Origin of the sequence: Calothrix sp. UHCC 0171 (genome assembly GCF_034931845.1) — a bacterium.
Classification (GTDB): Bacteria; Cyanobacteriota; Cyanobacteriia; order Cyanobacteriales; family Nostocaceae; genus Brunnivagina.
The window spans coordinates 69,617-95,554 of the sequence record NZ_JAYGHN010000005.1 but is presented as its reverse complement, the minus strand read 5'-3'; the positions used below and the strand labels follow the sequence as shown (position 1 = coordinate 95,554).

Here is a 25,938-nt window from a genome sequence, read left to right as displayed (position 1 = left end):
GCAACCAAAAATTAAACTAAACGGGTTTTCATGGGAACACACATACCAGTAAAAGAAACAAGCATACAACACCTCAAAAATCCCCATCCCTCAACGCGAGAAGCCTTTTGGGTCTGGAAAAAACCAGAACCTGAAGAAGAAAGTCCCAAATCATTTAGTCCAGCCTTGGGAGTTTTGCGACGACAAGTAGCTTTGATTGCAGGTGTCACTGTGGCAATAACCACAACAGCAGCCGTATTGACTGCCAATCAAGACGAAAGGTATGAAGGTCGCGTCCAAATCATGGTAGAACCCCTGAAGACAACCGATAGCGAATTATTGAAATTGCTATCTGCTACGCTTCAACAAAATATCAACGAAATTACGAGGCAAAATAACACAACTCTGGACTATAACGCCTTAATGGAGATACTCAAAAGCCCGAAAATCATTAACCCAGTAGTTGATGAGTTAAAGGTCAAATATCCCGACATCAATTACGATCAACTAGTTGGTAATGATGCTGGCGGTAAAGTTGCTAGTGGACGCGAGAAAACATTAATCATGACCCGTATTGCCAAAGGTAAAGACGAGTCGCGAGTCATTGAAGTGCGTTACCGTGATACTAATCCCCAAAAAATTGAATTTATTTTAGATAAAGTATCCCAAGCTTATCGCAAGTATAGTAGCGAACAGCAACAGAGTAGTGTGCGTCAGGGTATCAAATTTGTTGAGCAACAAATACCCAAACTCGAAATGCGTGTTAACACCCTGCAAGGACAACTACAGGCATTTCAGCAGCGTTACAATTTCTACAATCCCCAACTACAAGGCGAGCAGTTATTAAAACGCCTTGATGATACAAAAGTACAGCGACTAGATACTGAGCGCAAATATTTAGAATCTCGATCGCTCTATGCCTCCCTACAAAACCAATTGGGAATGCAACAGAATGCTGCGATCGCAGCATCAGCATTAAGTGAATCACCCCAATATCAACAAATACGCACTCGTATCGGCGAAATCGATGCCAAAATCGCCCAAGAATCAGTACGTTTCAATGAAGCTAGCCCGGTGATTCAGTCGTTACGTGAAGAACGTCGCCAACTCCAACCCCTGTTAAACCAAGAAGCGCGTCTCGCCCTAGGTAATCGTGCGGTTCAGGAAAACATTTCACCCGAAGTCGTCACCTATCAAAACTCAGTCAGACGTGATTTAACCAAGCAACTTGCTGATGCTAACAACCAAGTGCAGTCATTGGAAACAAGTTTGCAAGCATTAGTCCAAACTGAGTTTCAGATCAATGAGCAAATTAAGCAATATCCTGTAGTTTCGCGCCAATATGCCAACTTACAGCGTGATTTACAAGTTGCCAGTGATACCCTCACCCAGTTGAAATCGAAGCAGGAAGCTCTAAGAGTGGATGCCGCACAGCAGGAAGTGCCTTGGGAGATTATTATGCCTCCCACTATACCCCGGAATGCCAAGGGTAATCTTATTCCTGTATCACCCCAGCCTTCACGAAATATTATGCTGGGCGGGATTGCTGGACTACTTCTGGGAACTGCTGCGGCTTTCCTCTTGGAAAACAAGAAAAATGTTTTCTACGAACCCGATGAAGTTCAACGTACAGCCAAATTACCCGTTTTAGGTTCGATTCCTTTTTGTCGAAATATTCACATTCCTGTGGTTAACAATGTTGTCATGCTGGAAAGCAGAGATAACCGCGAGATCGAATCCAATGTGGCATTGAAGCAACGAAATGATAAAAATGTGGTGTTTGCACAGGCTTTTTGCTCTCTTTACAACCGTTTCCAATCCCTCAGTCGGGAAGCATCGATTCGTTCTATAGCCGTCACATCGGCGACAGTTGGTGAAGGAAGAACAACTGTTGCGGCTAATTTAGCGCAGATAGCTGCTGAAGCCGGACAAAAAGTTCTACTCGTTGATGCGAATTTGCGACACCCACAATTACATTCCCATTTTGGGATGACAAATAACGAAGGTTTGAGCGAAGTATTGTCTCAAGACTTAGATATTAATCAAGCGATTCAAAGTTCTCCCAACGATGAAAATCTCTTTGTCTTGACTGCCGGAAAAGCTAAGGCAAATCCGAATAAACTATTTACCTCCAGCAACATGGAGAATTTTGTCGAAAAGTCACAAACCAAGTTTGACTTAATTATTTACGACACACCAAATTTGCTTGGTCGTTTGGATACTAATGCTTTGGCAAATCACACTGATGGGATATTGCTAGTAGTCGGACTGGGTAAAACAGCCCGTCCTAACTTCAAACAAGCAATAGAAGAATTGAAAGGCAGAAAGGTCGGAATTTTAGGCATGGTGACAAATAATTTAGAAAGCTAATTTTCGGCAATTTAGGTATGAGCAAGAAATAAAAAAGGTTATTCTGGCAGATGGAAGATGTAATTTTGCTATTGAGCGAATCAACTGAGCTTTGTTCTTCACAAAAATAAACTATAGTGAGTGTCATTCAACAAATAACAGTAGAAATTAGAAAAAAACTGTCAAATCAGTTTATTCGCAACCTTAGTTGGCTGGGAGTCGCCGAGATTATTTACCGGGCAATGCGGTTTGCGATCGTCATTATTATGGCGAAATATTTAACCGAATATGATTACGGTTTAGGTGCCATTTTGATGACGGTGCGCGAATTTGCCATTACTTTTAGTAACTTCGGCATTGGTGCAAAAATAATTCAGGCTGAAGAAAAAGAACTCAAAGACTTATGTCATTCAGCCTATTGTTTAAACTGGGTAATATTTATCAGTTTGTTTCTGATTCAATGCTCGATCGCATATCCAGTTGCTTTAATTAAAAATACACCGGAAATTATTCTGCCAATCTGCGTATCAGCTATTCCTTATTTAGTTTGGCCTCTTGCGAGCATTCAAAAAACCCTAATTCAAAAAGAAAATAACTTCAAAGTTATTGCACTCACAGATAGCTTGCAATTTTCACTAGCTAGCATTTTGTCTGCGGCTTTTGCTGTTAATGGTATGGGAGTATGGTCATTTGCCCTGCCCGCAGTTATCGTTGCTCCACTAGAAATTTTTGTTTACCATAAATACCATCGTTGGCGACCTAGCAATAAATTTACCACAAAAAATTGGCGGGAAATATGGGATTTTGGCAAGAATATTTTAGGGATTGGGTTACTGAAAACCTTTAGAAATAATCTTGATTATATTGTTATTTTCAGCCTGTTGGGAGTCAAAGAATTAGGAACTTACTTTTTTGGGTTTAATGCTGGATTAGGCATTAGCTTAAGTATTATTAATGCGATAAATTCTGCTATTTTACCGCACTTATGTTCAGTACGCACTGATGAAAAAGAATTTGAAAATACCTACTTCAAGAGCCTGAAAATAATTTCTTTAATTATTATTCCTTTTGTGATTTTTCAATCGAGTGTGGCACAGTTTTATATCCCAATCATAGATCAAAAGTGGATACCTGCAATTCCCATAGTTGTATTAATTTGTCTTTCCGCAATTCCTAGACCCTTTGCAGATGCGGCTTCACAATTACTTGTGGCAGTTGGTAAACCCCAGTTAGATTTAATTTGGAATGCAATATTTACCACAGTATTCGGAATTGCTTTAGTCATAGGAGTTAAGTGGAATATATTAGGAGTTGCGGCAGCAGTTTTCATTGCACATTTAGTTTGTTTACCACTATTCTCACTTTGGACAACTCGATATGTATTTGGGAAGAAGCGATAGAAGGTGTTGATGTAGGAGTGCTGAGTGAACAGTTAATATCGTTGTCTGCTTTTTGTTCTCAGCATAATGACTATAGATTCATCAGGATTAAAAATATTTTGGAGAGATATGCTTTGACGCGGAGCCATTATTCCAAATCATATCAAACTTGGCTAATTGGCTAATCAGTTATCATTCCTTTTTTCCGCGTCATCTCCCCATCGCTTTGAACTTGATATTTCGGCGAAACTAAAATTCTCACTCAATACTACGAATAGCCTCAACCACTTGCTGCGAAACAAACGGTAATATCTCGCGGCTTTTTGCTTGGGCTTTCCCTTCTGTGAATACAACCAACGAATAAGGACGTAAATCGGGAACTTCAATATAAGCTGCATCATGACGGACTTGACTTGTCCAACCAGCTTTTGACCAAAGTTGAGCATTTTCTGGCAAGCCAGCACCCAAAAACCCTGTAACTTGGTCTTCTTCAACTTCTTGAGGTAACAACTTCGGGTCAATATCGCGCTTGAGTAGTCCCATCATAGACTGCGATCGCACACTGGAAACTGCTACCCCACCAACAATACTATGTAATAGCCGAGCGGTTGCATTCGTAGTCAGCATATTCCGATTTTCTAACATTTGTCCGTAAAAAGCCCTTTCCCGTCCGTAGGGACCATCACACCAAGTTTTTTGACAAATATTAATAGTTTCTAACTCAGTCCAACCTAAAGATTTATAGTAGCGATTGACAATCTGACGTTGATACTTCCATGTATCAAAAGGTCCTGCTGGTAGTTCTGGTCCCGATGTTGTACCACTTAATACATCGACAATTAAACTAATTGCATCATTACTAGACTCAACAATTGCATCACGCATTGCCCGCTCTAACTCCTGCGAGGGCTGTGTCATGCCCTTTTCTAGCCATTCGTGGGCAGCAACCAAATAAAATAATTTGACAATACTAGCAGGATAAATTCGTTCTACACCCCGATATGCAAACCCACGCACCGGATGAGTCCAAAAAGCATCAGGAGTTAGTGCCCCACCAGTATTTACAAGCACTGGAGGGTCGTAGACAATCCAAGTCATGGAAATTTGGTTACGTGCTAACGTGGGAAATTTAGCCCACGTAGTCTCTAAAATTCCATTACCGAGTTTCTCTAATTGTTCGTCTTTACTAAAAAAATCCATACAGAAAAATAATCCGAATGATGTCCTCAAATGCAAAACCAAAAATCACTCATCCTCAATTTCAAGAGTACGAATGCTTAACGAACCTAAATATATACGATTCTCCCGAATGTAACCGTCTTGCTACTCAAGCAGCCATCGGACGACATCTAAGACTAACATCTAATTCGACATCTAATTCGCAAAATACAGCCGTAGAAATATGTCTCTGCGAAGATAATTACCCCGGTTGGTTAGCAAAATCAGATTTAAGTTCGCTACGACCAGCTACCTTACCTTATCAGGCTAAATCATTTTCGCCAGAACAAATCAAAAAACTGTTGCCGGAAATAATTAACTTTACCCAAAAAGCTATGCAACAACCCAATTATTACCTCTGGGGAGGTACAGTTGCCCCAAATTATGATTGTTCCGGATTGATGCAAGCAGCATTTGCATCGGTGGGGATTCGTCTACCTCGTGATGCCTACCAACAGGAAGCTTTTCTGTTGTCCATTTCTATTGGAGAATTAGAACCAGGTGATTTAATCTTTTTTGGAACTCCCCAAAAGGCAACCCATGTGGGACTCTATTTAGGAAGCGATCGCTACATTCACAGTTCGGGAAAAGAACAAGGACGTAATGGTATCGGTATTGATATTCTCTCGGAACAAGGTGATGCAGTTAGTCAGTCATATTTTAAACAACTGCGCGGCGCTGGTAGGGTTGTGAAGAGTTATTAGGGTAAAGAATCCTCGTACCTATGATTGTCGAGGAGTGTCAAAATGTTGTGTTTCTATAGTTGTGGCTTGGCTTATGAGGAGTGGGTTAGTTTCCGATAATATGAAAAATGAACAAAATGGGGCTGCTTCCCCGCTTGTTCTCGATGTGTCAGTTGTTGCGCCAGTATATAACGAAGTGGAAAGTATTCCACATTTGCTAGAAGCGATCGCATCGGTTTTTGCAGATAGCCCATTAAGTTACGAAATCATTTTAGTTGATGATGGTTCTACCGATGGTTCGGCGCAGTTACTCCAACAACAGGCGCAAATTCGTCACGATCTCAAGGTCATTATTTTACGTCGCAACTATGGACAAACGGCAGCAATGTCAGCCGGATTTAATCATTCACGCGGAAAAAAAATTGTTACTTTAGATGCAGACTTGCAAAATGACCCCGCAGATATACTGATGTTGCTCGCAAAGTTGGATGAAGGTTTCGACATGGTAAGCGGTTGGCGACAAAAACGCCAAGATAAGGCATTGACACGTTTGCTACCTTCTAAAATCGCTAACTGGATAATTCGCCATATTACTGATGTACGTATCCACGATTACGGTTGTTCGCTAAAGGCATACCGTGCTGAACTTGTGGCGGATATGAATTTATATGGGGAATTACATCGGTTTTTACCCGCACTTGCATATATTGAAGGGGCACGAATTACCGAAATGCCTGTGCGACATCATGCCCGTCGCTTTGGTAGCAGTAAATATGGCTTATCGCGTACCTTCCGCGTCATGATGGATTTATTAACCATCGCCTTTATGAAAAAATTTCTCACCCGCCCGATGCATGTGTTTGGATTATTGGGTTTGGTTTCGATGACATCTGGAGGTGCCATTGGTGTTTACTTAACGATTGTCAAACTAGCTCTGAATGAGGATATTGGCAACCGTCCTTTATTAATTCTTGCGGTATTACTTGTAGTCACGGGCGTACAACTATTTTGCTTCGGTTTACTCGCTGAATTACTTATGCGTACCTACCATGAATCACAAGGAAGACCAATATACAGAATTCGCGAAGTGATCACCAAAAATGTAAAGTAATGTAACAATACAATAAGGAATAGGATATGGGGTGTAAGCGATTGGGAATTGTAAATTAGTCATTGATTATTTATTCACCCATTTGCCCATTGCCCATTTACCTATGACTCAATTATCCCTTCCTTGCATCTACCGTGAACGCTTTTCAGACAATTGATTCGCAGTTGCGACGCAACTTAGTTGTGTTATTTGCAACAGGTTTATTATTTTGGTCAAGCATGGCTTCCTTGTTGCCAACCCTGCCTTTGTACGCTGAGTATATCGGGGCAAATAAGCAACAAATCGGGATTGTCATGGGTAGCTTTGCGATTGGTTTGTTGATTTTCCGTCCTTATTTGGGGAAAATGGCAGATGAAAGAAGTCGCAAGCTGGTGTTGATGATTGGGTTGTCAGTTGCTGCCCTTGCACCTTTGGGTTATGCAGTAGTCAAATCAGTGCCGATGTTAATGGCATTACGTGCTTTTCACGGTATTAGTATTGCAGCTTTTACAACTGCGTATAGTGCATTAGTCGCTGATATGGCACCACGAGAAAAGCGGGGTGAAGTTCTTGGTTACATGAGCCTAGTTAACCCTGTGGGCATGGCAATTGGACCAGCCTTAGGTGGGTATTTACAGGCGAAATTTGGCTATGTTCCATTGTTTTTCACCTCTACAGCGATCGCCACATTAGGGTTTTTGTGTACTCTACAGATATCAAATCCAGCTTTAATAGAGGCTTTCCCTCACCAAAAAAATAGCGAGGGTTCTTGGCAGATTTTATTCAGTCCCCGTGTCAGAGTCCCAGCAATCGTCATGCTGCTGGTGGGATTAGCATTTGGGACTTTGAGTACCTTTGTACCGTTATTTATTAAATCTACCAGAGTTAATTTGAACCCTGGATTGTTTTATACAGCAGCAGCGCTGACGAGCTTTAGTACACGCTTCATCACTGGAAAAATTAGCGATCGCATTGGGCGAGGATTATTTATTACCATTGGTATTGCTTGTTATAGTTGGTCGATGTTTTTACTATGGCAAGCCAATACTGCCACAGCATTTTTAGTTGCAGGTGCGATCGAAGGTATTGGTGGTGGGACAATGATTCCCATGATTGTGGCGATGATGGCAGACCGCTCGTACCCGCAAGAACGGGGTAAAATATTTGCCCTCTGCGTTGCCGGGTTTGATGTGGGAATAGCGATCGCTGGACCAGTTTTTGGTGCAGCAGCAGAAAGCGTTGGCTATCGGAATATGTTTGCTTTTGCAGGAATATTAACTCTCATTGCAATAATTGTTTTTGTCACCCAATCAAGTCAAGATTTATCTAGTTCAGTGCGTTTTGCCTTGGGTAAAAGTAAAGATAGTTATGCTTTGGATTAATCTTGGGATGAATCATGCTTACCCAATCAATCAATCAATGGATAAACAAATACAAGTTAAGAAAGATATTTCCTAACTTGCAAAGTTTAAAAACATTACTAATCCAAAACGGGCGGGAAGGGATTCGAACCCCTGACACCGTGGTCCGTAGCCACGTGCTCTAGTCCACTGAGCTACACGCCCTCGCGGGTAATTAACCCCCACAAGAAAATTATATTAGCAGACTTCCACCAGATAATGCAAGAAAATTCTCCAGCAAATTTTCCCCACTCACATTTAGCGAATCTTTCCCATCTTGATGGTGAGGGACAAGCCCAAATGGTAGATGTTTCGGCGAAAACTGCCACCCTGCGTCAAGCTGTGGCATCTGCAACAGTACGTATGTTGCCAGAAACCTTTGCGGCGATAGAAACTGGAAACACCCCTAAAGGTGATGTGTTGGGAATTGCAAGAATCGCTGGAATTATGGCAGCCAAGCAAACCGCAAATTTAATTCCTCTATGTCATCCCCTACCAATTCAAAAAGTAGAAGTCCTGGTAATACCCCAACCAGATTTACCAGGCTACGAAATTCAAGCCACAGTTAAAACTAAGGCGGAAACTGGCGTGGAAATGGAAGCCTTAACTGCGGTTTCCATCGCCGCTTTGACTTTATACGACATGGCAAAAGCCTTAGAAAAGTCAATTAAAATTGAATCGATTCATCTCATCAGGAAAACGGGTGGCAAATCAGGAGACTATAGTCTGAATTTAGAGGACTGAATTTGTTGATGGAGATTCCGGCAATTAAATCAAAAACTACCTGAATTTTAGCTGCGCCAACAGCTAGAACAATCGTAGAATAAATTAACTGTAAACTTCTGTAACTATCGCTTATGCCTCCCCGTTGGTCTCGTATTCCCACCCGCCAGGATGCTGATTTCCGTAAATTAGACGATCGCATGAATTTTGCTGTGCATGTGGCAGTTTTTGGTGCCACTAATTCTGGAATGTGGTTTTTTCATAATTTTCTGAAGACCGATTGGGAATGGTTGCCTCCAGTCACTTTGGCTTGGCTGGTGGTGTTGCTGGCGCACCTTCTCTACATCGGAGTCATTGCTGATTATTCAGATACTCCACCTAAATCTACCTGAAGATGTAATGATAAAGCTTAAGCAATTGTAACTTCCGGTGGTAGAGTCAATCTGATTAGTTGCGCCATAATATTGAGTAATCTAGATGCAATTATCTAGATCAAACTATCTAAAAATTTGCACTCAATTTATATTTAAATTTTATATCTAATTTGTTTTCTATAAAATTTACATATATTATTTTTATATAGAATTGATGCGATCGCGTAATTTAATGAGGTTATTTTTATGGCAAAGATAAGCACCACAGAAATCCTCGAATCCCTGGCTGCTGAAATTGGCGAAAACGTATACATTGACATTGCAAAATGGCATCTATACCTGGCAGATGCCAAATTGCACAAGGTCGTCGCTGAAAAAATGTATCCTTTGTTAACATCAAAATCTGTTAGGGAAGAGCAGGTGGTTCAAGTTCTCGAATCCATCAAAGTCAAAATTGGTGGCGGTAGACACGAACTTACTTTGATTGACTTATTACCTCTGCAATGCCAAGTAAATCTAGTAGATATCCTCGAAAAATATCAGGACGAAGTGTAATTATCTGAATTTAAAGCTGTTAATTGATAATTAGTTTTTCTGAGATTATTTACTGGTAATCAACAGCATCTACAGGAAAAACTTTTGTATCCCTGTTCAATACAGTAGAGGCACGGCAATGCCGCGCCTCCATCATGGCGTTAAATTATTGTTCAAATTGTGATAATGACGAATAATTTTTAATTGATAACAATTAACCCAATCCCAAAATTAACGGAGAAAAATTAATGTTATTACAAGCAAAAGACAATGGTAGCATCATTAAAATTCTTGATATCCAAGAATTAATCAATCCTGTTAGCAACACAGTTCAAGGACAAAATCAATTTGGGGAAGAAGAACAAGACCCCACCAATTATCAGAAACAAAACCTCGTATTTCCTTCTGGTGAAAATTTGCCTCGTTGTTGGGTAGATGCCGATTATAGAAATAACTAAAGTAATCACTAAAAGGTAAATAGTTCACTTTAGCTTAAGAGGCAGCAAATGCACCTGGGGGAGTTGCGACTAATTGAGGAGTCGAGATACAAGTCCCCTGTCTATACCAAATTCCATCGGCTTCAAAAGCTTCAAACTTAGTTGTCAAAATCGCCCAAGCTTGTTCATTGAGTCCAGCAGAATAAGTCCAAGTAAACTGTCTGTCTTGATGCAGTCTGCTTTCCAGTTCTGCTAAGTCCTCCGGTAGCCAAAATCTTGTCATCACCCTCTGAGTCGCAACCTCAGGGGGTGTTTCCAACATATCAGCCATTGCTTGATTGACGATGATTTGCTTACGGTTGTCTTGGCGAACAATACTCACGGGGCGATCGCTCTCCGCAGCAACTATCATTCGCCGCAATAATTCCACTGGGAGTTCTGCTTGACTACAAAAAACAGAACTACCATTACGCATGATGCGTTCGGCTGTTTCTGATGGCGCGGGAGCTTCACCTGATGACATCCAGGCGTAAAACTCAATCGGCTGTTTGCATCGTCTCCATCCAATTCGCACCTTACCATTAAATTTTGCCGCAGTTTCGCTCAGTGCATCTCCGTAGCTTTGTGCCAGATGAGTCGCATCACGCTTTGTCGGAGCAAAGATAGAAACTCCTTCGTAGGAGATTTTATAGTTCCAGCCTGGTAAGTTCAGGATACTAAGAATACTCGCACTCACCTTTTTTGATACCTCCAGAGTATTTATATACTTTTACACCAGTAGAACCCCTTTCCACGGAAATTTTAAAAGTTTCTTGCCAAATTGTTTTTCGTTCTTCCTCTGGGATGGCTAAATACGATGTAATGATCGCAAAGTCCCCAGGTGTTGGTAAAACTTCACCCTTGGCGATCGCCTGCAAGTTTTTGACCCCACAGCGCTTCAATTTCGCCATATTCACCCGCACTAAGTCGGCTACTGTCTTGGGAGATTCCTCTTCTTCTAAGCAACCTGCACCCCCTCGTTTGGCAACCCACTCGTACAACATCTCTTCTATTGCGTCACTTTGGGACATCCCTTCACGAGCGCAGATGACTTTAAATTCCCGTACCAGGGAATTCGGAACGTAGCCACTCACCTGCTTGTAATCGTCTGAACGCCTTCTGTCAGTCATAATTTCGACTTTTTCACCTGATGTAGAATCTAACGCTAGTTTCTATTTTCTCTCATGACATTTAAAAAGCAAGGCATTTTGTACCACCATTTTTAAATGACATATTGACATTAAAAAATGACAAGCGCTAGTATAAAGGTGTGGAGTAATAAGCCACCGAAGAATAAAGAATGGTAGAGACCCTAACAGCTAGCACCTTACCTTTGGCTAGCAATTGATTAAGCAAGGAATCCGAGGTTTTGTCCCTGATATGTACCAGTATATATGCTGTCACTTACTTACGCAATAGCTGTCAACTTAAGTACCCATTTTTTTTGACGAAAAAGGAATAATCGTAATTTCCATTATCGTAACTTCATGTATATAAAGAGCTTTTAAAGTCATTTTCCAGTGTTTCGACTGATTGGTAAACATACTAGTAAAACAAATGACCTTGTCTTTATTATGACTAAGTTTCCCGGCGGAAGTTGCAGATAACTCCCGTGACTTTTCGAGATGTTATTTGTTATAAAAGTATCCCGTCACTTCTAATTCTTCAGATTCCACATCCATCTCAAGCAACAAAAGGCATGACTCAACTAAATTTCAGCCAATTTATCCACCCACGCTCGCAGTTTCCCTACGTAGCGAATGTTAACGGTGATGAACCGATGTTGGATTTGTACACAATGGCAGGATTGATACTTTATACTGCCTGTGCAAATAACAATCAAAATGCCAGAGAGAATGCGCTGGAAGTATCGAGAGCCAGTGCCAGAAATCATCAGATAGATGTCAAAAAATTATTCGAGCGTTGCAAAACGGGAGATAGAGCCGCAATTTTAGAAATGATCACATTGATGGTTCCCGGATTGCAAACGAGAGTAGAAGCTTAAACCTGTTTGAAAAGCAGGATTTTAGGAAAACAAAGAGAGCATAGGCTTAAGCAGAGACATTTTTGCATTGTCTCTGCTTTTTATTTTGGAACAGGACTTACGCAACTGGCACATTAGCTTAATTTAGCTGTAATATTTATAAATTAAGGGTTACAAACATTAAACTCAGATTGAAAAATATGTGCCAGTTGACCTTATATTGTGACGTTTGCGTAAGCCCTATGGATATAAGATTAGCTCTACTGACATATTGCACCAAGAAAATTTGATGGAATTTTAAACACTCAGTCATAGATACTTAAATCCTTGATTTAGCTTGATACAGTCTTATTGCAATTAATTGAAATTCCTACAGCTTCTAAAGATATCATTGCCCAATTGGCAGAATCAGATAAAAAAGAATTGCCACCAGAGGAAAAACCACAGCCAACCATCACAGAATATCAAACTGCTTTTTTACAAATTACGGAGGTTGCTTTGCGTGATATACAACTTCCGTCGCCAGCCCAGTTATTACGTTATGAGGTGATAATTACAAATAGCATATTAGAACCGCTAGGTCTAAATATGGTTTATCTTAGTGAGCGTGAAATTAGTGCTGATGCAAAAAAATTGCTGGTTGATGATATTAGAAACAGACTATCTTTTCCAAGGGCAAATGTAAGGTTTCAAAGAATATCTGTTGATCAAGGAATTATTAAATTTGCTCCAGATAGTCCAGAACTCCAGTCTGGCAGCACACAGTTACTAGACCGGATTGGGAGAATTATACAATTACAGCCAAATTTGCAATTAGAAATCACTGCGGATTTGTCAAATCAATATCCAAATAGTGTTGTCAAAAAAAGAGTTGAGGTAATTAAACAATACCTTAATAAACAAGCAAAAATCGCGACAAATCAAATTAATATATCTCCGGGGAAAACTGCCTCTAGCCGCAATATAACACTGAAAATGAAAGCTTTGAAACTTTAATCTAATATGTACTAGTTGCTGGAAACAGAGGTTATCCCTTTAGGACTATAATTAGGATTAATAGAAAGTGGTTTGTGATCTTGGATTGTAAGCTTTGCAGGCAAGCTTTGCAGGCAAAATTATGAAGTCATAGCTGGCATAGCAGTCTTAATTTTTGCCACCCTAACGTTAGGAAAATTCAATGGCTAATTCGAATGTTCAAGTTCTGGTGAGTGTTGCCGCACTCCCTGGCAAAGAAAAGGAAGTCACGTCGCTGCTACTGCAACTTGTTGGACCAAGCCGACAAGAAGAAGGCTGCATCCGCTACGAATTGCTACAGAACCATGTAGAACCGACAGAGTTTGTTTTTATAGAGGAATGGGAAAGTGAAGTTGCCTTGATGGGGCATATAGACTCTATTCATGTCCAAGAAATCTTTCGAGAGCTAGGGAATTTGCTAGCTACACCACCAGTGATTCATCGATATCAGGTGTTAGCTTAAACGTTTACGTTTGGAGACAGGTGCTAAATACTCTAAGGTTGTATGGGTTCCAAGCTTGGCATACAGGAGACTTCAAAGACTTGAATCTGTTGGGAACTACTGAGAGAAGGCGCTTCACTCAGTAAACTTATGTTCCTGCCTCGGATTTGAATATAGTACTCGTCCTCTGTCGTTTTTATGTTTAACACAGCACCTTCAGGAGTCTGGAAGATTACAGGTTGCGAAGTCCAGCTACCAATTTGAAAGTCCTGATGGGATTTTTCCATTTGTCCAGGACCACAACCAAAGGTAGCGATAATTGTTTGCGTTTCTTGATGATCCAGATAGATTTTAAGCCCCGTGTCTAACTCGCATGAGTAAGCCATAAATAGTAGGCTCCTTGCTAAACTAAAGCTCACTATACCTTTAGCAAAGGCAATATAAAATCCATCGTTGGTTTGACTTTTGTAATAATTGTTAGTTATTAGATTACTAAGCTTGGACGCATCTAAGTGACATCTTTTGGAACCTGAAAGTCTTGCTGTAAAGTTTTCGGGTTTACAAAGTAAGTGCGTTTTAGCTTAGTCTGCTTATTAACTTGATTTAAAATAGGTAAATTTTTATGTTTATTGGTGTCAAAAATGATTGCTAAATGTATTCTTTGTTTAGATGTATGGTAACAAATTTACCATCTTTATTTTCAACTAATAAAAAAATATGAAAAGTGGTAAAAAATATCTCTTAAATAAACTTCTAATTTTGGCTTTGATGGTATTTACGCTCACCATCACTATTCCTTTTGCTTATTCCCAAGACAAAGCTCCACCCACTGATAAGGCTCCAGCCGTTAGCAAGATAGATGGTGCTCCTGTCGTTTTAGGAGATCAAACATTATTTGTCATTAAAGCAAGTGTTGGCTCGTTTTCTGCCGAAGAGCGATCGCAGGCAGTGACAAACCGAATTGAAGTAATGGCTCAAGACCTAACAATTCAAGTTAATTCTTTAAAAACTGCTGAAGAGTCAAGCACGACGAATATATTATCTGGTGATAAAGTCATATTTACGATTACAGATGGTGATGCCAAAGCCGCAGTTCAAACAAGACAAGAACTTGCCAATGAATATGTGCAAAAAATTAGTAGTGCTATCACAAAATATAGACAAGAACGGAGTCTAAAAAATATTCTCTTTGGAGTTCTTTACACAGTTATTTCGACAGTTGCCCTTTTAATAAGTCTCAAGGTTTTAAATCAGATATTTAATAAAATCTTTAATTTGGTCAGCAATTGGCAAGGAAGAACTATACCAGCCATACGTATTCAAAATGTGGAGCTTTTGCCTGCATCACGAATAACCTATATTTTCAATAGCATTATTAAAATAATTCGCTTTTTTTCAGTGCTGGGAATTCTCTCTATTTATATTCCATTAGTATTGAGTTTTTTCCCTTGGACTCGGCAAACCAGTAAAAACTTGCTGAATTATTTATTCTTCGCTTTAGAAGGTGCGGTACAAGGATTCGTTAGTTATGTACCTAAACTGATTTATCTAACGATAATAATTATCTGTGCATACTATATTATTAAATTTATTCGACCGATTTTCAGAGAATTAGGTAACGGAAACTTATCTTTGCCTGGGTTTTATCCAGAATGGGCAGAACCGACTTTTAAACTGGCGTTATTTTTAATCATTGCTTTGGCATTAGTAGTGGCTTTGCCTTTCCTACCTGGGTTCGGTTCACCAGCATTTCAGGGAATTTCGGTTTTCTTGGGTGTTCTGTTATCACTCGGTTCATCAGCAGCTGTCGCTAACATTGTTGCCGGGGTTATTCTCATTTATACCCGTGCTTTTCGGATTGGCGATCGCATTAAAATTAATGATGCTGTTGGTGATATCGTTGAGAAAACTTTGTTTGTCACACGGATTCGCACAATCAAAAATGTAGTTATCACTATTCCCAATGGAACGGTATTAACTAGCCAAATTAACAACTATAGCGCTCTTGCAGAAGACCCCAACTATTATTTAGTCCTACATACGACAGTGACTCTTGGCTACGACGTACCGTGGCGAAAAGTTCATCAGGTGCTAATTGATGCGGCACTAGCAACGCCACGTATCCTTCAAGAACCTGCCCCGTTCATCTTACAAACAAGTCTGGATGATTTTTATGTGAGTTATGAAATCAACGCATATACAAATGAGTCTAGTTTAATGGCGAGAATTTACTCGGAACTCCATCAAAACATCCAAGATAAATGCAACGAATCAGATATTGAAATTCTTTCTCCTCATTATTCAGCGATTCGAGATGGAAATCAGATCACTATCCCGGAAAACTATTTACCCAAAGACTATAAAGCTCCAGGATTTCGCCTCTCTTACCTTGAGCATCTATCAAATGGAAAACACTCTTCAGAAACTCAGCAATAATATGAATTTGATTGATGGAGATATACCATGCGAATACTGACTTTGCTAGCATTAATAATTGCGATCGCCGCTGTGACTTTCGCACTGCAAAACTCAGCCCCGGTAGCGGTACAATTTCTAGGGTGGCGATCGCTAGAATTGTCAATGGCGCTAATACTTCTGATTACCTTTAGTTTTGGCGTATTATTTGGCTTCATCGTCTCATTATTTCCAGCTATCAAAAATATGAGAAAGAGGTCTGAACTCATGCGGAAAATCGAACAACAGACCTACGAAAATAAAGAACTCAATCGTCAACTAACAGAAGTAAGCCATCAACTCCAGATGTTGCAACCATCACAACCACAATCTCAATTACCTGAAGACGTATCATCAAATTACTCCTCAGATGCGTATATTGAATGATATTCATTACTAAAAAAATATCAGGATTGCTGTCGATGGACATTATAAATACAATTCAAAACTGGCTAAAAGACCCTTTCATTATCAAAATTATCCAAGTTTGCATAGGTATTTTAGTTATTACTCTTGTCATCCGTGTCTTAAGTAACTCTGTACCTCGCTATATACAAGACAATGACATTCGTTATCATCTTCGTAAAGCAATTAATTTCATTGGCTATGGGTTGATTTTTCTGTTCGCTGCTAGTATTTTCAGTGACAACTTCCGACAGTTAACAGTGATTTTTGGGGTTATTGGTGCTGGTATCGCTTTTGCTTTGCAAGAAGTAATTGCAAGTTTTGCAGGCTGGGTTGCTATCTCTTTTGGTCAATTTTATAAACCTGGAGACCGGGTGCTGCTAGGTGGTATTATGGGGGACGTAATAGATATTAGTATTCTTCGTAGTACTCTGATGGAGTGTGGCGACTGGGTAAAAGCTGATCTTTATAATGGACGCATTGTGAGGATTGCGAATAGCTTTGTCTTCAAAGAACCCGTGTTTAATTATTCTGCTGATTTTCCTTTTGTCTGGGATGAGATTACTGTACCAGTAAAATACGGAAGCGATCGCCGCTTAACAAAGGAAATTATCCAGCGAGTTGCAGATTATGTTGTGGGTGAGTATGTACCTGATGCCAGAGAGAGATGGCAAAATATGGTACGTAAGTATTTAATTGAAGATGCCAGAATTGAGCCATCAGTGACTTTAATTGCCAATGACAACTGGATGGAATTTACACTCAGATATGTAGTTGACTACAAGAAACGTCGAGGGAAGAAAGATGAACTTTTCACCAATATCCTCGATGAGATTGACCGAACAGAGGGACGAGTAAGTATTGCATCAACGACTGTACATCTTGTCCAAACGCCTATATTTGATGTCAGAGTGTCAAAAGATGAAAATGGGTTTAAAGCTCAAGTATAAAAGTTGTAAATTCGGGGTGAGTTAATCTTCACCAAATCAGAAAAATTTTACTACCAGTTTGAGAAGTTTAACTTTTTTAAAAACCTTGTAAGAAGGGGAAATACTTTTTCTACCTCACAGATTACTAATGAAGCTCTAAAGTCTTCCCATATTGATCGCTTAAGCATAAAAATTGACCAAGTTGAATAATGATATTTATTGGTAATTTTATTCTAGAAATTACTTGGGGGGTTTCATATTTTACGTTACCGAAAGCAATGAAAGAGGGATATTCAACCTAAACGCCCGCTATTAATATTTCTTGCGCCCTATCTATATTCTTACGTACGTTAGCGGCAGAAGCATGTAACTCTTCCAATTCAATATCAGTCAACTTCAACTCAACAATCTTTTCGATTCCTCCACAACTGAGGCGACAGGGAACTCCAATAAACACATCATTTAAACCATATTCACCTTTCATCAAGGCTGCTGCTGGTAACATCCGTGACTGATTGTGCAAAATTGATTCTACCATCACGCAAGTTGCCGAAGCAGGAGCGAAAAATGCACCACCAGTTTGCATCAGTTCTACAATCTCTGCACCACCATTACGAGTACGTTGTACCAATTTTTCGATTGTTTCTGCATCCAATAACTCCGTGATGGGCACGCCATTCACTGTAGAATAGCGCGGTAAAGGCACCATTAAATCGCCATGACTACCCATCACCATCGCTTTGACATCTTTGGGTGCAACCCTCAATTCCAAAGCAATAAAAGTTTCAAATCGAGCGGAATCTAATACCCCAGCCATACCCATAATTCTCTCTCTGGGTAAATCTGTCGCTTGCCAAGCTAAATATGTCATCACATCCAATGGGTTGGTGACAATGATAAAAATCGCTTGGGGAGAATATTTAATGGCATTTTTTGCTGCTTCAACTACTATTTTTGCATTCGTTAATAGCAAATCATCGCGACTCATTCCCGGTTTGCGGGGAAAACCTGCTGTGATGACGACAATCTCCGAGGCAGATGTATCGGCATAATTATTTGTACCAATAATTCGGCGATCGTGTGATTCGATGCCTCTGGCTTCGATTAAATCTAGTGCCAATCCTTGGGGCATTCCCGGTACGATATCGAGTAACACCACATCTGCTAAATTCTTCTCCGCGATGCGTTGTGCCAGGGTACTGCCAACTCTACCAGCGCCGATGACGGTAACGCGAGATGAATTGCAAATCGGTAAGGAAGGGGAATAAGACATAGTAGAAATTCCTCCGTATATGGGGAATGGGGTATTCGGGAATCCTCAACTTTCCTTGGCTCTTCATCAGCGAGGGGAAGATTTAACTCCCTCCTCGTTTGTACAAAGAGTTAGGATTCTGTGGGCGACATGGAAATGCTTCCCACTTTTGTCTTCCCTATTCTTTACCCCAATTACTTAACTAAAATTTTCAAGTTGGTCTAAACGCAGCCAAATATTCGGTGTAGGTACTTTTCCAAACTTGACAAAGGCGTAATCACCTTTGATATCAACTATTTCGCCTTGACTTTCAAACAAGTAGGAAGGAAAACGAGTATCGCTAGCTTTTGCTTCGGTGCTGTTTTCCAACTTCTCGCGAACAACGCGAACCATGTCACCTTTCTTGACTGCCATGAGTTTCCCTTTTGAGCCTATATCTATATATTGTTTCTTTCAGGATTTTAGCTTGCACTAAGTCCTCACTGCTCTGGGATTTTTTAATTATGGTGATATGTTTAAGCAATAGTTAAGGGCTAACTATTTCCAAATTTGAGTCAATGTTGGAAACTACCGATAGATTTTTATATTTTTATTTTCTCACCTTTGAATTCTAGTTAGTTGTGGCGATCGCAATATTTAATTTTTACTAGTGAGGAGGTGACAAAATTATGTTTCCAGCACTTATCTTTATTGCTGACACTCTAAGCAGAAATGGCTGGAACGCCCACCTAACCTGATTCTCTGAATTGGACTATTACATACTCGACAAGGCTCACCAGTGCGATTATATACCCATGCCACACCGCCATAATTACCATTAACACCTTTGACATTCAAGAAATTACTAAAAGTAGTACCGCCAGCTTCAATACTTTTTGTTAACACTTCAATAATGGCTGGATGTAGCTTGGCAATTTGCGAAGGCTGTAAATGAGAACAGGGTGTTTCCGGGCGAATATGACTTAAAAATAATGCCTCGTCGGCATAAATATTTCCCAATCCGGCAATATTAGATTGGTCGAGTAAAGCGGTTTTGATGGGACGACGACTGTTTTTTAGCTTGTTGGCTAGATAATCAACAGTAAATTCACTTGAAAATGGGTCTACAGCCAGTTTAGCCAAACCAGTCATGACATTTTCAACTTTAATCTTTGGTGGAACCCACCACATTTGCCCAAAAGTACGTTGATCAACAAAACGTAATTCTTGCTCATTCTCCAAGAATATGCGTACCCGTGTATGTTTATGTAGTGGTTCATCACGGTGCAGGTATAGTAATTGACCTGTCATTCGTAAATGTACACCCAGGTAAGTAGATGTGGAGGGGGCGAGGGATAGAGAAACTTCTTCTTTGTCCGCTTGTTTGCTGATTCCAGTAACTTTTTCTTGCCTTTCCAGTAACTCAGCCAAAAGATACTTACCACGACGATACCAAGTAGTAATTTGATATCCTTGGATTCCAGTTAAAAATTCTTCTATGTTGCATGGGTAGGCGATGGTGCGATGTAGAAGTACATCTCCACCCGTAATTTTTTGGTTGAGGGTTAATTGATTTAATCCCCGACGGACTGTTTCAACTTCAGGCAATTCTGGCATTTTGCAGTGATAAAGACAATGGCACTCTGTATTCTTTCAGCCTAGCAACTTCTTGCCATCTAAAAATCCCAAATTCAAAAATGGGGTGACAGAAAAGTAAGAAAATTTGAGGAAATTTCCTTTACCTACCTGTTACCCCATCCGAAATTAATTTATCATCGTGCGATCGCCAACGACGTATCACACAACGAAAAACAGCTAAAGACCACTCAAGAATACTAAATAGTTACTTCGCAGCTGCTTTTGGCTTGGCTTTAGGTGCTTCAGTTTCAATCAACTCGTCAGCTGCAAAGTTATTGGTGTTGATGCCAGCGTAGTTGACTTTCTCAAAACGGACAATAACTGGGTATTTGATACCGCTTTGGTCAACCGATACTACGGTTCCTACATCTTGATACCAGTAGGACTCGCGGCGAAGAATACGTACTTTAGAACCACGTTGAACCATGAGTTTTTTCCCTTTTAGTTATGAATTGCCAAATATATAGGGCTTATTGATTCACTATAAAACTACCTTGGAGTGCAATGTTGTTTTATTAAGTTATTTGAAACAAAGTCAGGGTCAAGGAAAGTAATACTTCAAAAGTGGGAACGCCTGGAATTGAGATTCTCTACGATGCTGTAAAGACGCATAGCCATGGAGAGAATGCTGATTAGGCTTTAACTTCATACGCAGTTATCCCCAATTTCAAAAAAAGGTATCACCTCCTCCTTGACAATACACCAAAGATAGAATACTTTTTTGGACGCGAGTACATTTCTGAGGAGTACCGATGTTTTAGTTAGTTTTAGTTAATACAAATACACTACCTTCATTTCCACGACCGATTCGCAAATCACTATCTATATATGTAATGTCGAGCCAACCTTGGTTGCCACTACTTTGAATAGGAAAGTCAATGGCGGTAAATTTTTTGCCATTTTCGATTTGTTGGATATAGTCAGAAGGTGATGTGTAGTTAATTATGCGGCGAAATCGGTTCAAATTTAGCGGCTACACTGATAATGCCTTCTAAGTATGGCAATCCATTGATTTCCGCAATGTTGTAAATACTGTTGGTCTTTACGCGGATACACTGGTATATTTGACCCAACCTATATAAAGGGAAACGGTCGAGGTTTAGCAAAGCTTTGCTGGTGGTATAGAGTAGTCGCCAATCACCTTCGAGTAATTCGCTATTTAAGAGCGGACTGGGCGTCGGGTTCAGGTCTTCCAGATTGGCGATCGCAGATAAAATTACCTGTTTATCTGATTCTGTTGCTAATAAGCCTCGATTCGTAGATGCGATCGCACTGATGAGTTCACTTTTTCTTATCATTGCTTTAAACCTGAGAAAATATCAGTAAATTGTCGTTATTAAGAATAAAAAACTAAAAATGTTCAGCCCAATACCAAAAACTCAAGATAACGCTGTGATTTTCCTACAGATGTTAAATAATCAAATTTGTTGTCGGATTTTCCGATCAAAGAGTTGAATGAAGAACTAAAATCTCTTGTATCAAGTGATAGACTCTTATTGTCCAGTTACATTAATTTTCGTGTCTTTGTCGATATGCTGAATTCTCCATTACGTGAAGCACCTCGCAATCAACGCGCTGCTGTAATTCCATTAAAGCAAGAAACCTCCCTCTTAGATTGGTTACAAGCAAGCGGTCGTCTAATCGCACGCGACCATCACGAACAAGATTACAGTGACGAGGGCGAAGAGGAGATATCGGAGTTTTTAGGTGGTGAGGATGGCTATGATATCGATGACGACGATGACGGCGACATCGAAGAATCATAGCTTTTCTAAAAGGACTATTTGGTGACACATAGTCCCTATTAATTAAAGCAAAAGCTTAAAAGAGTGTGGAGTGAAGGGAAATTTCCGTGGACGCAAAATTATCTCCTGACCAAGGATTAAGTATTACTGGCATTGGTTTAGTCTCATTATTAGGTATCGGACTCGGTATTGCCGCGATCGTATTTGATGTGGTAGCAGGTCGGATGCCTTGGTTGGCGACATCCTTAACTATGCCACTCCTCTTCTGTGCCCTAATTTCTGCCGGAATCGGTTATTGGGTTGTACCTTGGCTGCAAGCCCTCAAAGCTGGACAAATTATTCGTGAAGATGGACCTCAGGCTCATCTCAAGAAGGCTGGTACTCCAACAATGGGTGGAATCTTTTTTATCCCAGTCGCTACAGTTGTTGCCTGTGTTTGGTCTGGTTTTGATGGTACAGTTCTTGCGGTTGCCGCTTTAACACTGAGTTATGGCTTTATCGGTTGGCTAGACGACTGGCAAATTCTACGCCGCAAGTCAAATAAAGGCATTTCACCGAAGATGAAACTGATGTTGCAAATCACCTTTGCACTAATGTTTTGTTGCTGGTTAATTGTCAATCAATATTCTAATTCATTTGACATTACAAAGATAGCCCTGCCTCTAGGTTTTTCTTTGCCTCTGGGATTGTTATTTTGGCCCCTAGCTGGATTTGTACTAGTGGCAGAAAGTAATGCGACTAATTTAACTGATGGTATCGATGGTTTGGCTGGCGGAACAGTTGCGATCGCAATGTTAGCGTTAGGTGTATTGGTGGCACCGACTTCAGTTCCCCTGATGATTTTTTGCGCTGCCATGAGTGGTAGTTGTTTAGGTTTTCTGGCACACAACCGCAATCCTGCCCGCGTATTTATGGGTGATACCGGTTCCCTAGCGCTGGGTGGTGGATTAGCTGCTGTGGCATTAGTTTCCAATAGTCTAGTGGCGTTGTTCATTCTCAGTGGTATCTTTTTTGTCGAGACATTGTCTGTAATGGCACAGGTGGGATATTACAAGGCTACAAAAGGTCCTGATGGTAAAGGTAAGCGGTTGTTAAAAATGGCACCACTTCACCATCACCTCGAGCTTTCGGGATGGTCTGAATTACAGGTGGTTGCAGTCTTCTATGTAATTGCAGCAATCCTAGCTGCATGTTGTTTTGGACTAAGCTTGGTTTAAATTTAGTTGGCAATTGTTTCTAGACAGTAATTGAGATTTTTTCGATAAGACACATTAGCCTCCTCATAAATGGAGGCTTTTTCTATTTCTGGAAATTGGGAAGAGTTAATTACTTAGCTTATATGCAATTGAATGTATTATTAAGTCGCCGAATATACCAGAATCCCTGAAATTGCTAACTACTAACAGCTATAACTCTCTTCCCTGACGTTCACAATTGAAACCTCTTTGCTGCCAAGCTTTCATATCTACATCAATTAACTCAATTACATCAGCACATTGTGGTCGGATAAAATGACTTAAGCCAGCCCAAAACATACTTCGTGTCACATCCAAGCCTGTTTTGAACCAGGACTCGCGGTTTCCAGGAACTCCTGTTTCCTTGGCAATATCTAGTTCTACCCAGATACCATGACTTCCTAAAATAATCTGTGCCATCCATTTTGCTCTTGGTAAATGGCTACTAGAGGTAATTAACCTCACTTTGTGAACTTTCCATTTCTGCAAAATTGGTAAACTGTAGAAAAAATTTCCAAAAGTTGAATTTGCACACTTTTCTAACCAAACATTCGACAAATTAACTGCTTTTTTCTGAAAAATTCGCAAGATACAAGGGTCTTGTGAACCTTGGGAAATTAAAGTTGGTATTTTGGGGTTGTTTGTTGCCAATTCTGCGGCATATATTTCCCGTTTAATGCTGCCACCTAGCACAAAATTGGCATCCACTGCCTGGGAAGATGCATAAATTAGAGTTATAGTGTTAAGAACCAGCCAAACGCTAAGGAGCAGGCATAGCCCAAAAGTAATTTTTTGTAAAAAGTGCCGCCATTTCGAGTAACTTTGAGAGCTTCTCACTGATTTCATAATGTGTAACTTTTCATCTGATTGCGTAGCTGAATTGCAGTAGCTCTGCTAAACTCGAAAAATTATTAGATGCCTACAGATAAATACATTCCAGTGTTATCCTAAAAATAAATAAACTGCGTACTAGGAGACGCTCAAAAGTGTCAGATTATTCTCTTTCTATCTCCGGAAGAAATTGATTTAACTAGTAAAAATAATGTAACGAGGGTCAAAAACCTTTTTAAGCATGAAGTTTCCGTAAATATATCGGATTCAAGCCTTCTGAAGCGAGTATAGAGACTTAAAATAGTTATTTCTCCTAAGTTGGCTCAAGGGAGCATTATCCCTAAAAGCGTGCTAGTTGTTTGAGAGGAATCAATCCTCCACAGAACTCGCTCACTAGCAACTTCTCTCAAAAGCTGATTGCTAAACTGTTAACATAACTAAAATTATTCCAGCTGATATACATGAACCAATCTGCGAAACGTTACTCGCCACTGCAAGTAGCTTTGATTGGTGGAGCGATCGCCTCCACAGCTCTGTTCTCTGTATTTGGTCCAGCTTGGTGTCGCTCGGTTCGCGCTGCACTACAAGATAGCCCCAAAGCCATTGTTGACCAAGTATGGCAACTTGTAAACCGCGAATATGTAGATGGTAAATTTAATCAACAAAATTGGGTTGCAATTCGACAACAGTTGTTGAATAAAAATTACTCATCCCGTGAGGAAGCCTACACCGCCATTCGCGAAGCATTACAGAAATTGGGTGACCCCTACACCCGGTTTATGGACCCCAAGCAATATGAAGCCCTCACCAGTCAAACTTCGGGCGAAGTATCGGGGATTGGTATCCGCATGGAGGTAAATGAAAAAACTAAACGGCTAACTGTTGTTGAAGCAATCGAAAATTCACCGGCGCTCAAAGCTGGTGTCAGAGCTGGCGACCAAATTTTGGCGATCGATGGTAAGCTCACCCAGTCAATGAAGGTTGATGATGCCTCAAAATTGATTCGTGGTAAGGCTGGTTCTCTAATTACGCTGCGTTTAGGACGCAATGGACAAAGCGAATTCGAGTTGAAGTTAACACGAGCAACAATTGAGGTTCCCACCGTTCGTTATGCTTTGCGTCAAGAGGGAGACAAGCGCATTGGCTATATCCGCTTGCGCGAATTTAGCGCCCATGCCGCAGATCAAATGCGAAGAGCTATCCGTGATTTGAATGGCAAAAATGTTGATAGCTACGTCCTCGATTTACGTGGAAACCCTGGCGGTTTATTGCAAGCCAGTATCGAAATTGCGCGGATGTGGATGGATAGCGGTTCGATTGTGCGTACAGTCGATCGCGGCGGCATCAGCGATGAAACTTTCAAAGCCAATAAGACAGCACTGACAAAACGTCCTCTGGCTGTATTAATTGATGGTAATTCTGCTAGTGCTAGTGAGATTTTAACTGGTGCCCTCAAAGACAATAAACGGGCAGTTGTGATTGGCTCTCAAAGTTTTGGTAAAGCATTGGTGCAGTCGGTACATGAGTTGGGAGATGGTTCGGGCGTGGCAATTACTATTGCCCACTATTACACTCCCCAAGGCACTGATATTAACCATAAAGGGATTACCCCGGATATCAAACTGGACTTGTCTGAGTCACAGCAGCGTCAATTGGCAACTAATCCAGATATGTTAGGAACTCCCAGTGACCCTCAGTATGTACGAGCTTTAGCTGCTCTATCAAACACATTTGCTCTACCTACACCACAGCAAAATCCAACTTCCCAGCGAACAATGAGTAATGGTGCTAGTAATTTGAAATTATAGTTGTATTTTTTAGTTGC

At 40.4% G+C, this 25,938-nt stretch carries 27 protein-coding genes, 1 tRNA gene and 1 pseudogene; 18 read left to right on the top strand and 11 right to left on the bottom strand.

Translation table 11 applies throughout. The annotated features are described in order from the left end of the window. Nucleotides 1–30: 30 nt before the first annotated feature. Both VB733_RS06020 and VB733_RS06015 read left to right on the top strand, forming a co-directional pair. Entirely contained in the window at nt 31–2,349 is a 2,319-nt protein-coding gene (locus VB733_RS06020) for a GumC family protein (RefSeq protein ID WP_323339186.1), read from the top strand. A gap of 116 nt (nt 2,350–2,465) precedes the next feature. Beyond that, on the top strand, nt 2,466–3,728 hold the full coding sequence (locus tag VB733_RS06015) for a lipopolysaccharide biosynthesis protein (protein WP_323339185.1): 1,263 nt from the start codon (nt 2,466–2,468) through the stop codon (nt 3,726–3,728). Nucleotides 3,729–3,965: 237 nt separating this feature from the next. Here the strand turns inward: VB733_RS06015 and VB733_RS06010 are convergent, their stop codons facing one another. Continuing rightward, on the bottom strand, nt 3,966–4,907 hold the full coding sequence (locus VB733_RS06010) for a serine hydrolase (protein WP_323339184.1): 942 nt from the start codon (nt 4,905–4,907) through the stop codon (nt 3,966–3,968). 20 nt (nt 4,908–4,927) lie between these two features. On the opposite strand from VB733_RS06010, the gene VB733_RS06005 reads away from it, so the two are divergent. From VB733_RS06005 to VB733_RS05995, 3 genes are all read left to right on the top strand, one after another. After that, nucleotides 4,928–5,629 carry an NlpC/P60 family protein gene (locus VB733_RS06005; protein ID WP_323339286.1) on the top strand — a complete coding sequence of 234 codons (702 nt, stop codon included), beginning with the start codon at nt 4,928–4,930 and terminating at the stop codon, nt 5,627–5,629. A 73-nt stretch (nt 5,630–5,702) separates the two neighbouring features. After that, complete coding sequence (locus VB733_RS06000; RefSeq protein ID WP_323339183.1) at nt 5,703–6,719, top strand: glycosyltransferase family 2 protein; 1,017 nt, start codon at nt 5,703–5,705, stop codon at nt 6,717–6,719. A gap of 134 nt (nt 6,720–6,853) precedes the next feature. Then, nucleotides 6,854–8,080, top strand: a complete 1,227-nt coding sequence (locus VB733_RS05995; RefSeq protein ID WP_323339182.1) for an MFS transporter — start codon at nt 6,854–6,856, stop codon at nt 8,078–8,080. Nucleotides 8,081–8,189: 109 nt separating this feature from the next. On the opposite strand, the gene VB733_RS05990 is transcribed toward VB733_RS05995, so the two are convergent. After that, nucleotides 8,190–8,263 (bottom strand) — tRNA-Arg (locus tag VB733_RS05990). A 54-nt stretch (nt 8,264–8,317) separates the two neighbouring features. Between VB733_RS05990 and moaC the strand changes: the two genes are divergently transcribed. From moaC to VB733_RS05970, 4 genes are all read left to right on the top strand, one after another. Further along, nucleotides 8,318–8,842 carry a cyclic pyranopterin monophosphate synthase MoaC gene (gene moaC, locus VB733_RS05985; RefSeq protein ID WP_323339181.1) on the top strand — a complete coding sequence of 175 codons (525 nt, stop codon included), beginning with the start codon at nt 8,318–8,320 and terminating at the stop codon, nt 8,840–8,842. A gap of 113 nt (nt 8,843–8,955) precedes the next feature. Beyond that, nucleotides 8,956–9,213: a hypothetical protein gene (locus tag VB733_RS05980; protein WP_323339180.1), complete on the top strand. Its 258-nt coding sequence runs from the start codon at nt 8,956–8,958 to the stop codon at nt 9,211–9,213. Between the two features lie 228 nt (nt 9,214–9,441). After that, nucleotides 9,442–9,750, top strand: coding sequence for a DUF3181 family protein (locus VB733_RS05975; RefSeq protein WP_323339179.1), 309 nt, complete (start codon nt 9,442–9,444; stop codon nt 9,748–9,750). 227 nt (nt 9,751–9,977) lie between these two features. Continuing rightward, the gene (locus VB733_RS05970) at nt 9,978–10,187 is read left to right on the top strand and encodes an acetyltransferase (protein WP_323339178.1); all 210 of its coding nucleotides are present in this window, start codon (nt 9,978–9,980) and stop codon (nt 10,185–10,187) included. Nucleotides 10,188–10,221: 34 nt separating this feature from the next. Here VB733_RS05970 and VB733_RS05965 read toward each other — a convergent pair whose 3' ends face one another. Together VB733_RS05965 and VB733_RS05960 are read right to left on the bottom strand one after the other, a co-directional pair. After that, the gene (locus tag VB733_RS05965; protein WP_096616010.1) at nt 10,222–10,902 is read right to left on the bottom strand and encodes a PAS domain-containing protein; all 681 of its coding nucleotides are present in this window, start codon (nt 10,900–10,902) and stop codon (nt 10,222–10,224) included. Continuing rightward, nucleotides 10,883–11,335 carry a ribbon-helix-helix protein, CopG family gene (locus tag VB733_RS05960; protein WP_323339177.1) on the bottom strand — a complete coding sequence of 151 codons (453 nt, stop codon included), beginning with the start codon at nt 11,333–11,335 and terminating at the stop codon, nt 10,883–10,885. The genes VB733_RS05965 and VB733_RS05960 overlap by 20 nt, the downstream gene beginning before the upstream one ends. Before the next feature lie 569 nt (nt 11,336–11,904). On the opposite strand from VB733_RS05960, the gene VB733_RS05955 reads away from it, so the two are divergent. From VB733_RS05955 to VB733_RS05945, 3 genes are all read left to right on the top strand, one after another. Continuing rightward, the gene (locus VB733_RS05955) at nt 11,905–12,210 is read left to right on the top strand and encodes a hypothetical protein (protein ID WP_323339176.1); all 306 of its coding nucleotides are present in this window, start codon (nt 11,905–11,907) and stop codon (nt 12,208–12,210) included. 330 nt (nt 12,211–12,540) lie between these two features. Next, a complete protein-coding gene (locus tag VB733_RS05950; protein ID WP_323339175.1) occupies nt 12,541–13,185 on the top strand; it encodes a hypothetical protein in 645 nt (214 codons plus the stop codon). A gap of 181 nt (nt 13,186–13,366) precedes the next feature. Beyond that, entirely contained in the window at nt 13,367–13,666 is a 300-nt protein-coding gene (locus tag VB733_RS05945) for a putative quinol monooxygenase (protein ID WP_323339174.1), read from the top strand. A gap of 32 nt (nt 13,667–13,698) precedes the next feature. On the opposite strand, the gene VB733_RS05940 is transcribed toward VB733_RS05945, so the two are convergent. Further along, nucleotides 13,699–14,031, bottom strand: a complete 333-nt coding sequence (locus VB733_RS05940; protein WP_323339173.1) for a hypothetical protein — start codon at nt 14,029–14,031, stop codon at nt 13,699–13,701. Between the two features lie 331 nt (nt 14,032–14,362). On the opposite strand from VB733_RS05940, the gene VB733_RS05935 reads away from it, so the two are divergent. The 3 genes from VB733_RS05935 to VB733_RS05925 are packed head-to-tail and all read left to right on the top strand — an operon-like array spanning nt 14,363 to nt 17,454. Further along, a complete protein-coding gene (locus VB733_RS05935; RefSeq protein ID WP_323339172.1) occupies nt 14,363–16,081 on the top strand; it encodes a mechanosensitive ion channel family protein in 1,719 nt (572 codons plus the stop codon). A gap of 27 nt (nt 16,082–16,108) precedes the next feature. Beyond that, the gene (locus VB733_RS05930; RefSeq protein WP_323339171.1) at nt 16,109–16,486 is read left to right on the top strand and encodes a LapA family protein; all 378 of its coding nucleotides are present in this window, start codon (nt 16,109–16,111) and stop codon (nt 16,484–16,486) included. Between the two features lie 35 nt (nt 16,487–16,521). Next, nucleotides 16,522–17,454 (top strand): mechanosensitive ion channel family protein, encoded by a 933-nt coding sequence (locus VB733_RS05925; RefSeq protein ID WP_323339170.1) that lies wholly within the window; start codon nt 16,522–16,524, stop codon nt 17,452–17,454. Between the two features lie 277 nt (nt 17,455–17,731). Here VB733_RS05925 and mdh read toward each other — a convergent pair whose 3' ends face one another. From mdh to VB733_RS05900, 5 genes and pseudogenes are all read right to left on the bottom strand, one after another. After that, complete coding sequence (gene mdh / locus VB733_RS05920; RefSeq protein WP_323339169.1) at nt 17,732–18,706, bottom strand: malate dehydrogenase; 975 nt, start codon at nt 18,704–18,706, stop codon at nt 17,732–17,734. A gap of 177 nt (nt 18,707–18,883) precedes the next feature. Beyond that, nucleotides 18,884–19,099, bottom strand: coding sequence for an NAD(P)H-quinone oxidoreductase subunit O (locus VB733_RS05915; RefSeq protein WP_096616002.1), 216 nt, complete (start codon nt 19,097–19,099; stop codon nt 18,884–18,886). 273 nt (nt 19,100–19,372) lie between these two features. Continuing rightward, nucleotides 19,373–20,281, bottom strand: coding sequence for a DNA-formamidopyrimidine glycosylase (locus tag VB733_RS05910; RefSeq protein ID WP_323339168.1), 909 nt, complete (start codon nt 20,279–20,281; stop codon nt 19,373–19,375). Nucleotides 20,282–20,507: 226 nt separating this feature from the next. After that, on the bottom strand, nt 20,508–20,729 hold the full coding sequence (locus tag VB733_RS05905; RefSeq protein ID WP_096615998.1) for a photosystem I reaction center subunit IV: 222 nt from the start codon (nt 20,727–20,729) through the stop codon (nt 20,508–20,510). 330 nt (nt 20,730–21,059) lie between these two features. Next, nucleotides 21,060–21,600 (bottom strand): annotated as a pseudogene (locus VB733_RS05900) (PAP/fibrillin family protein). A gap of 234 nt (nt 21,601–21,834) precedes the next feature. Between VB733_RS05900 and VB733_RS05895 the strand changes: the two are divergent. Both VB733_RS05895 and mraY read left to right on the top strand, forming a co-directional pair. Continuing rightward, a complete protein-coding gene (locus VB733_RS05895) occupies nt 21,835–22,068 on the top strand; it encodes a DUF3134 domain-containing protein (RefSeq protein ID WP_323339167.1) in 234 nt (77 codons plus the stop codon). Nucleotides 22,069–22,154: 86 nt separating this feature from the next. After that, nucleotides 22,155–23,264: a phospho-N-acetylmuramoyl-pentapeptide-transferase gene (gene mraY / locus VB733_RS05890; protein ID WP_323339166.1), complete on the top strand. Its 1,110-nt coding sequence runs from the start codon at nt 22,155–22,157 to the stop codon at nt 23,262–23,264. 189 nt (nt 23,265–23,453) lie between these two features. Here mraY and VB733_RS05885 read toward each other — a convergent pair whose 3' ends face one another. Then, the gene (locus tag VB733_RS05885; protein ID WP_323339165.1) at nt 23,454–24,128 is read right to left on the bottom strand and encodes a YdcF family protein; all 675 of its coding nucleotides are present in this window, start codon (nt 24,126–24,128) and stop codon (nt 23,454–23,456) included. Nucleotides 24,129–24,574: 446 nt separating this feature from the next. Here VB733_RS05885 and ctpB point away from each other — a divergent pair, with 446 nt between their 5' ends. Then, a complete protein-coding gene (ctpB, locus tag VB733_RS05880; protein WP_323339164.1) occupies nt 24,575–25,921 on the top strand; it encodes a carboxyl-terminal processing protease CtpB in 1,347 nt (448 codons plus the stop codon). Nucleotides 25,922–25,938: the final 17 nt, after the last annotated feature.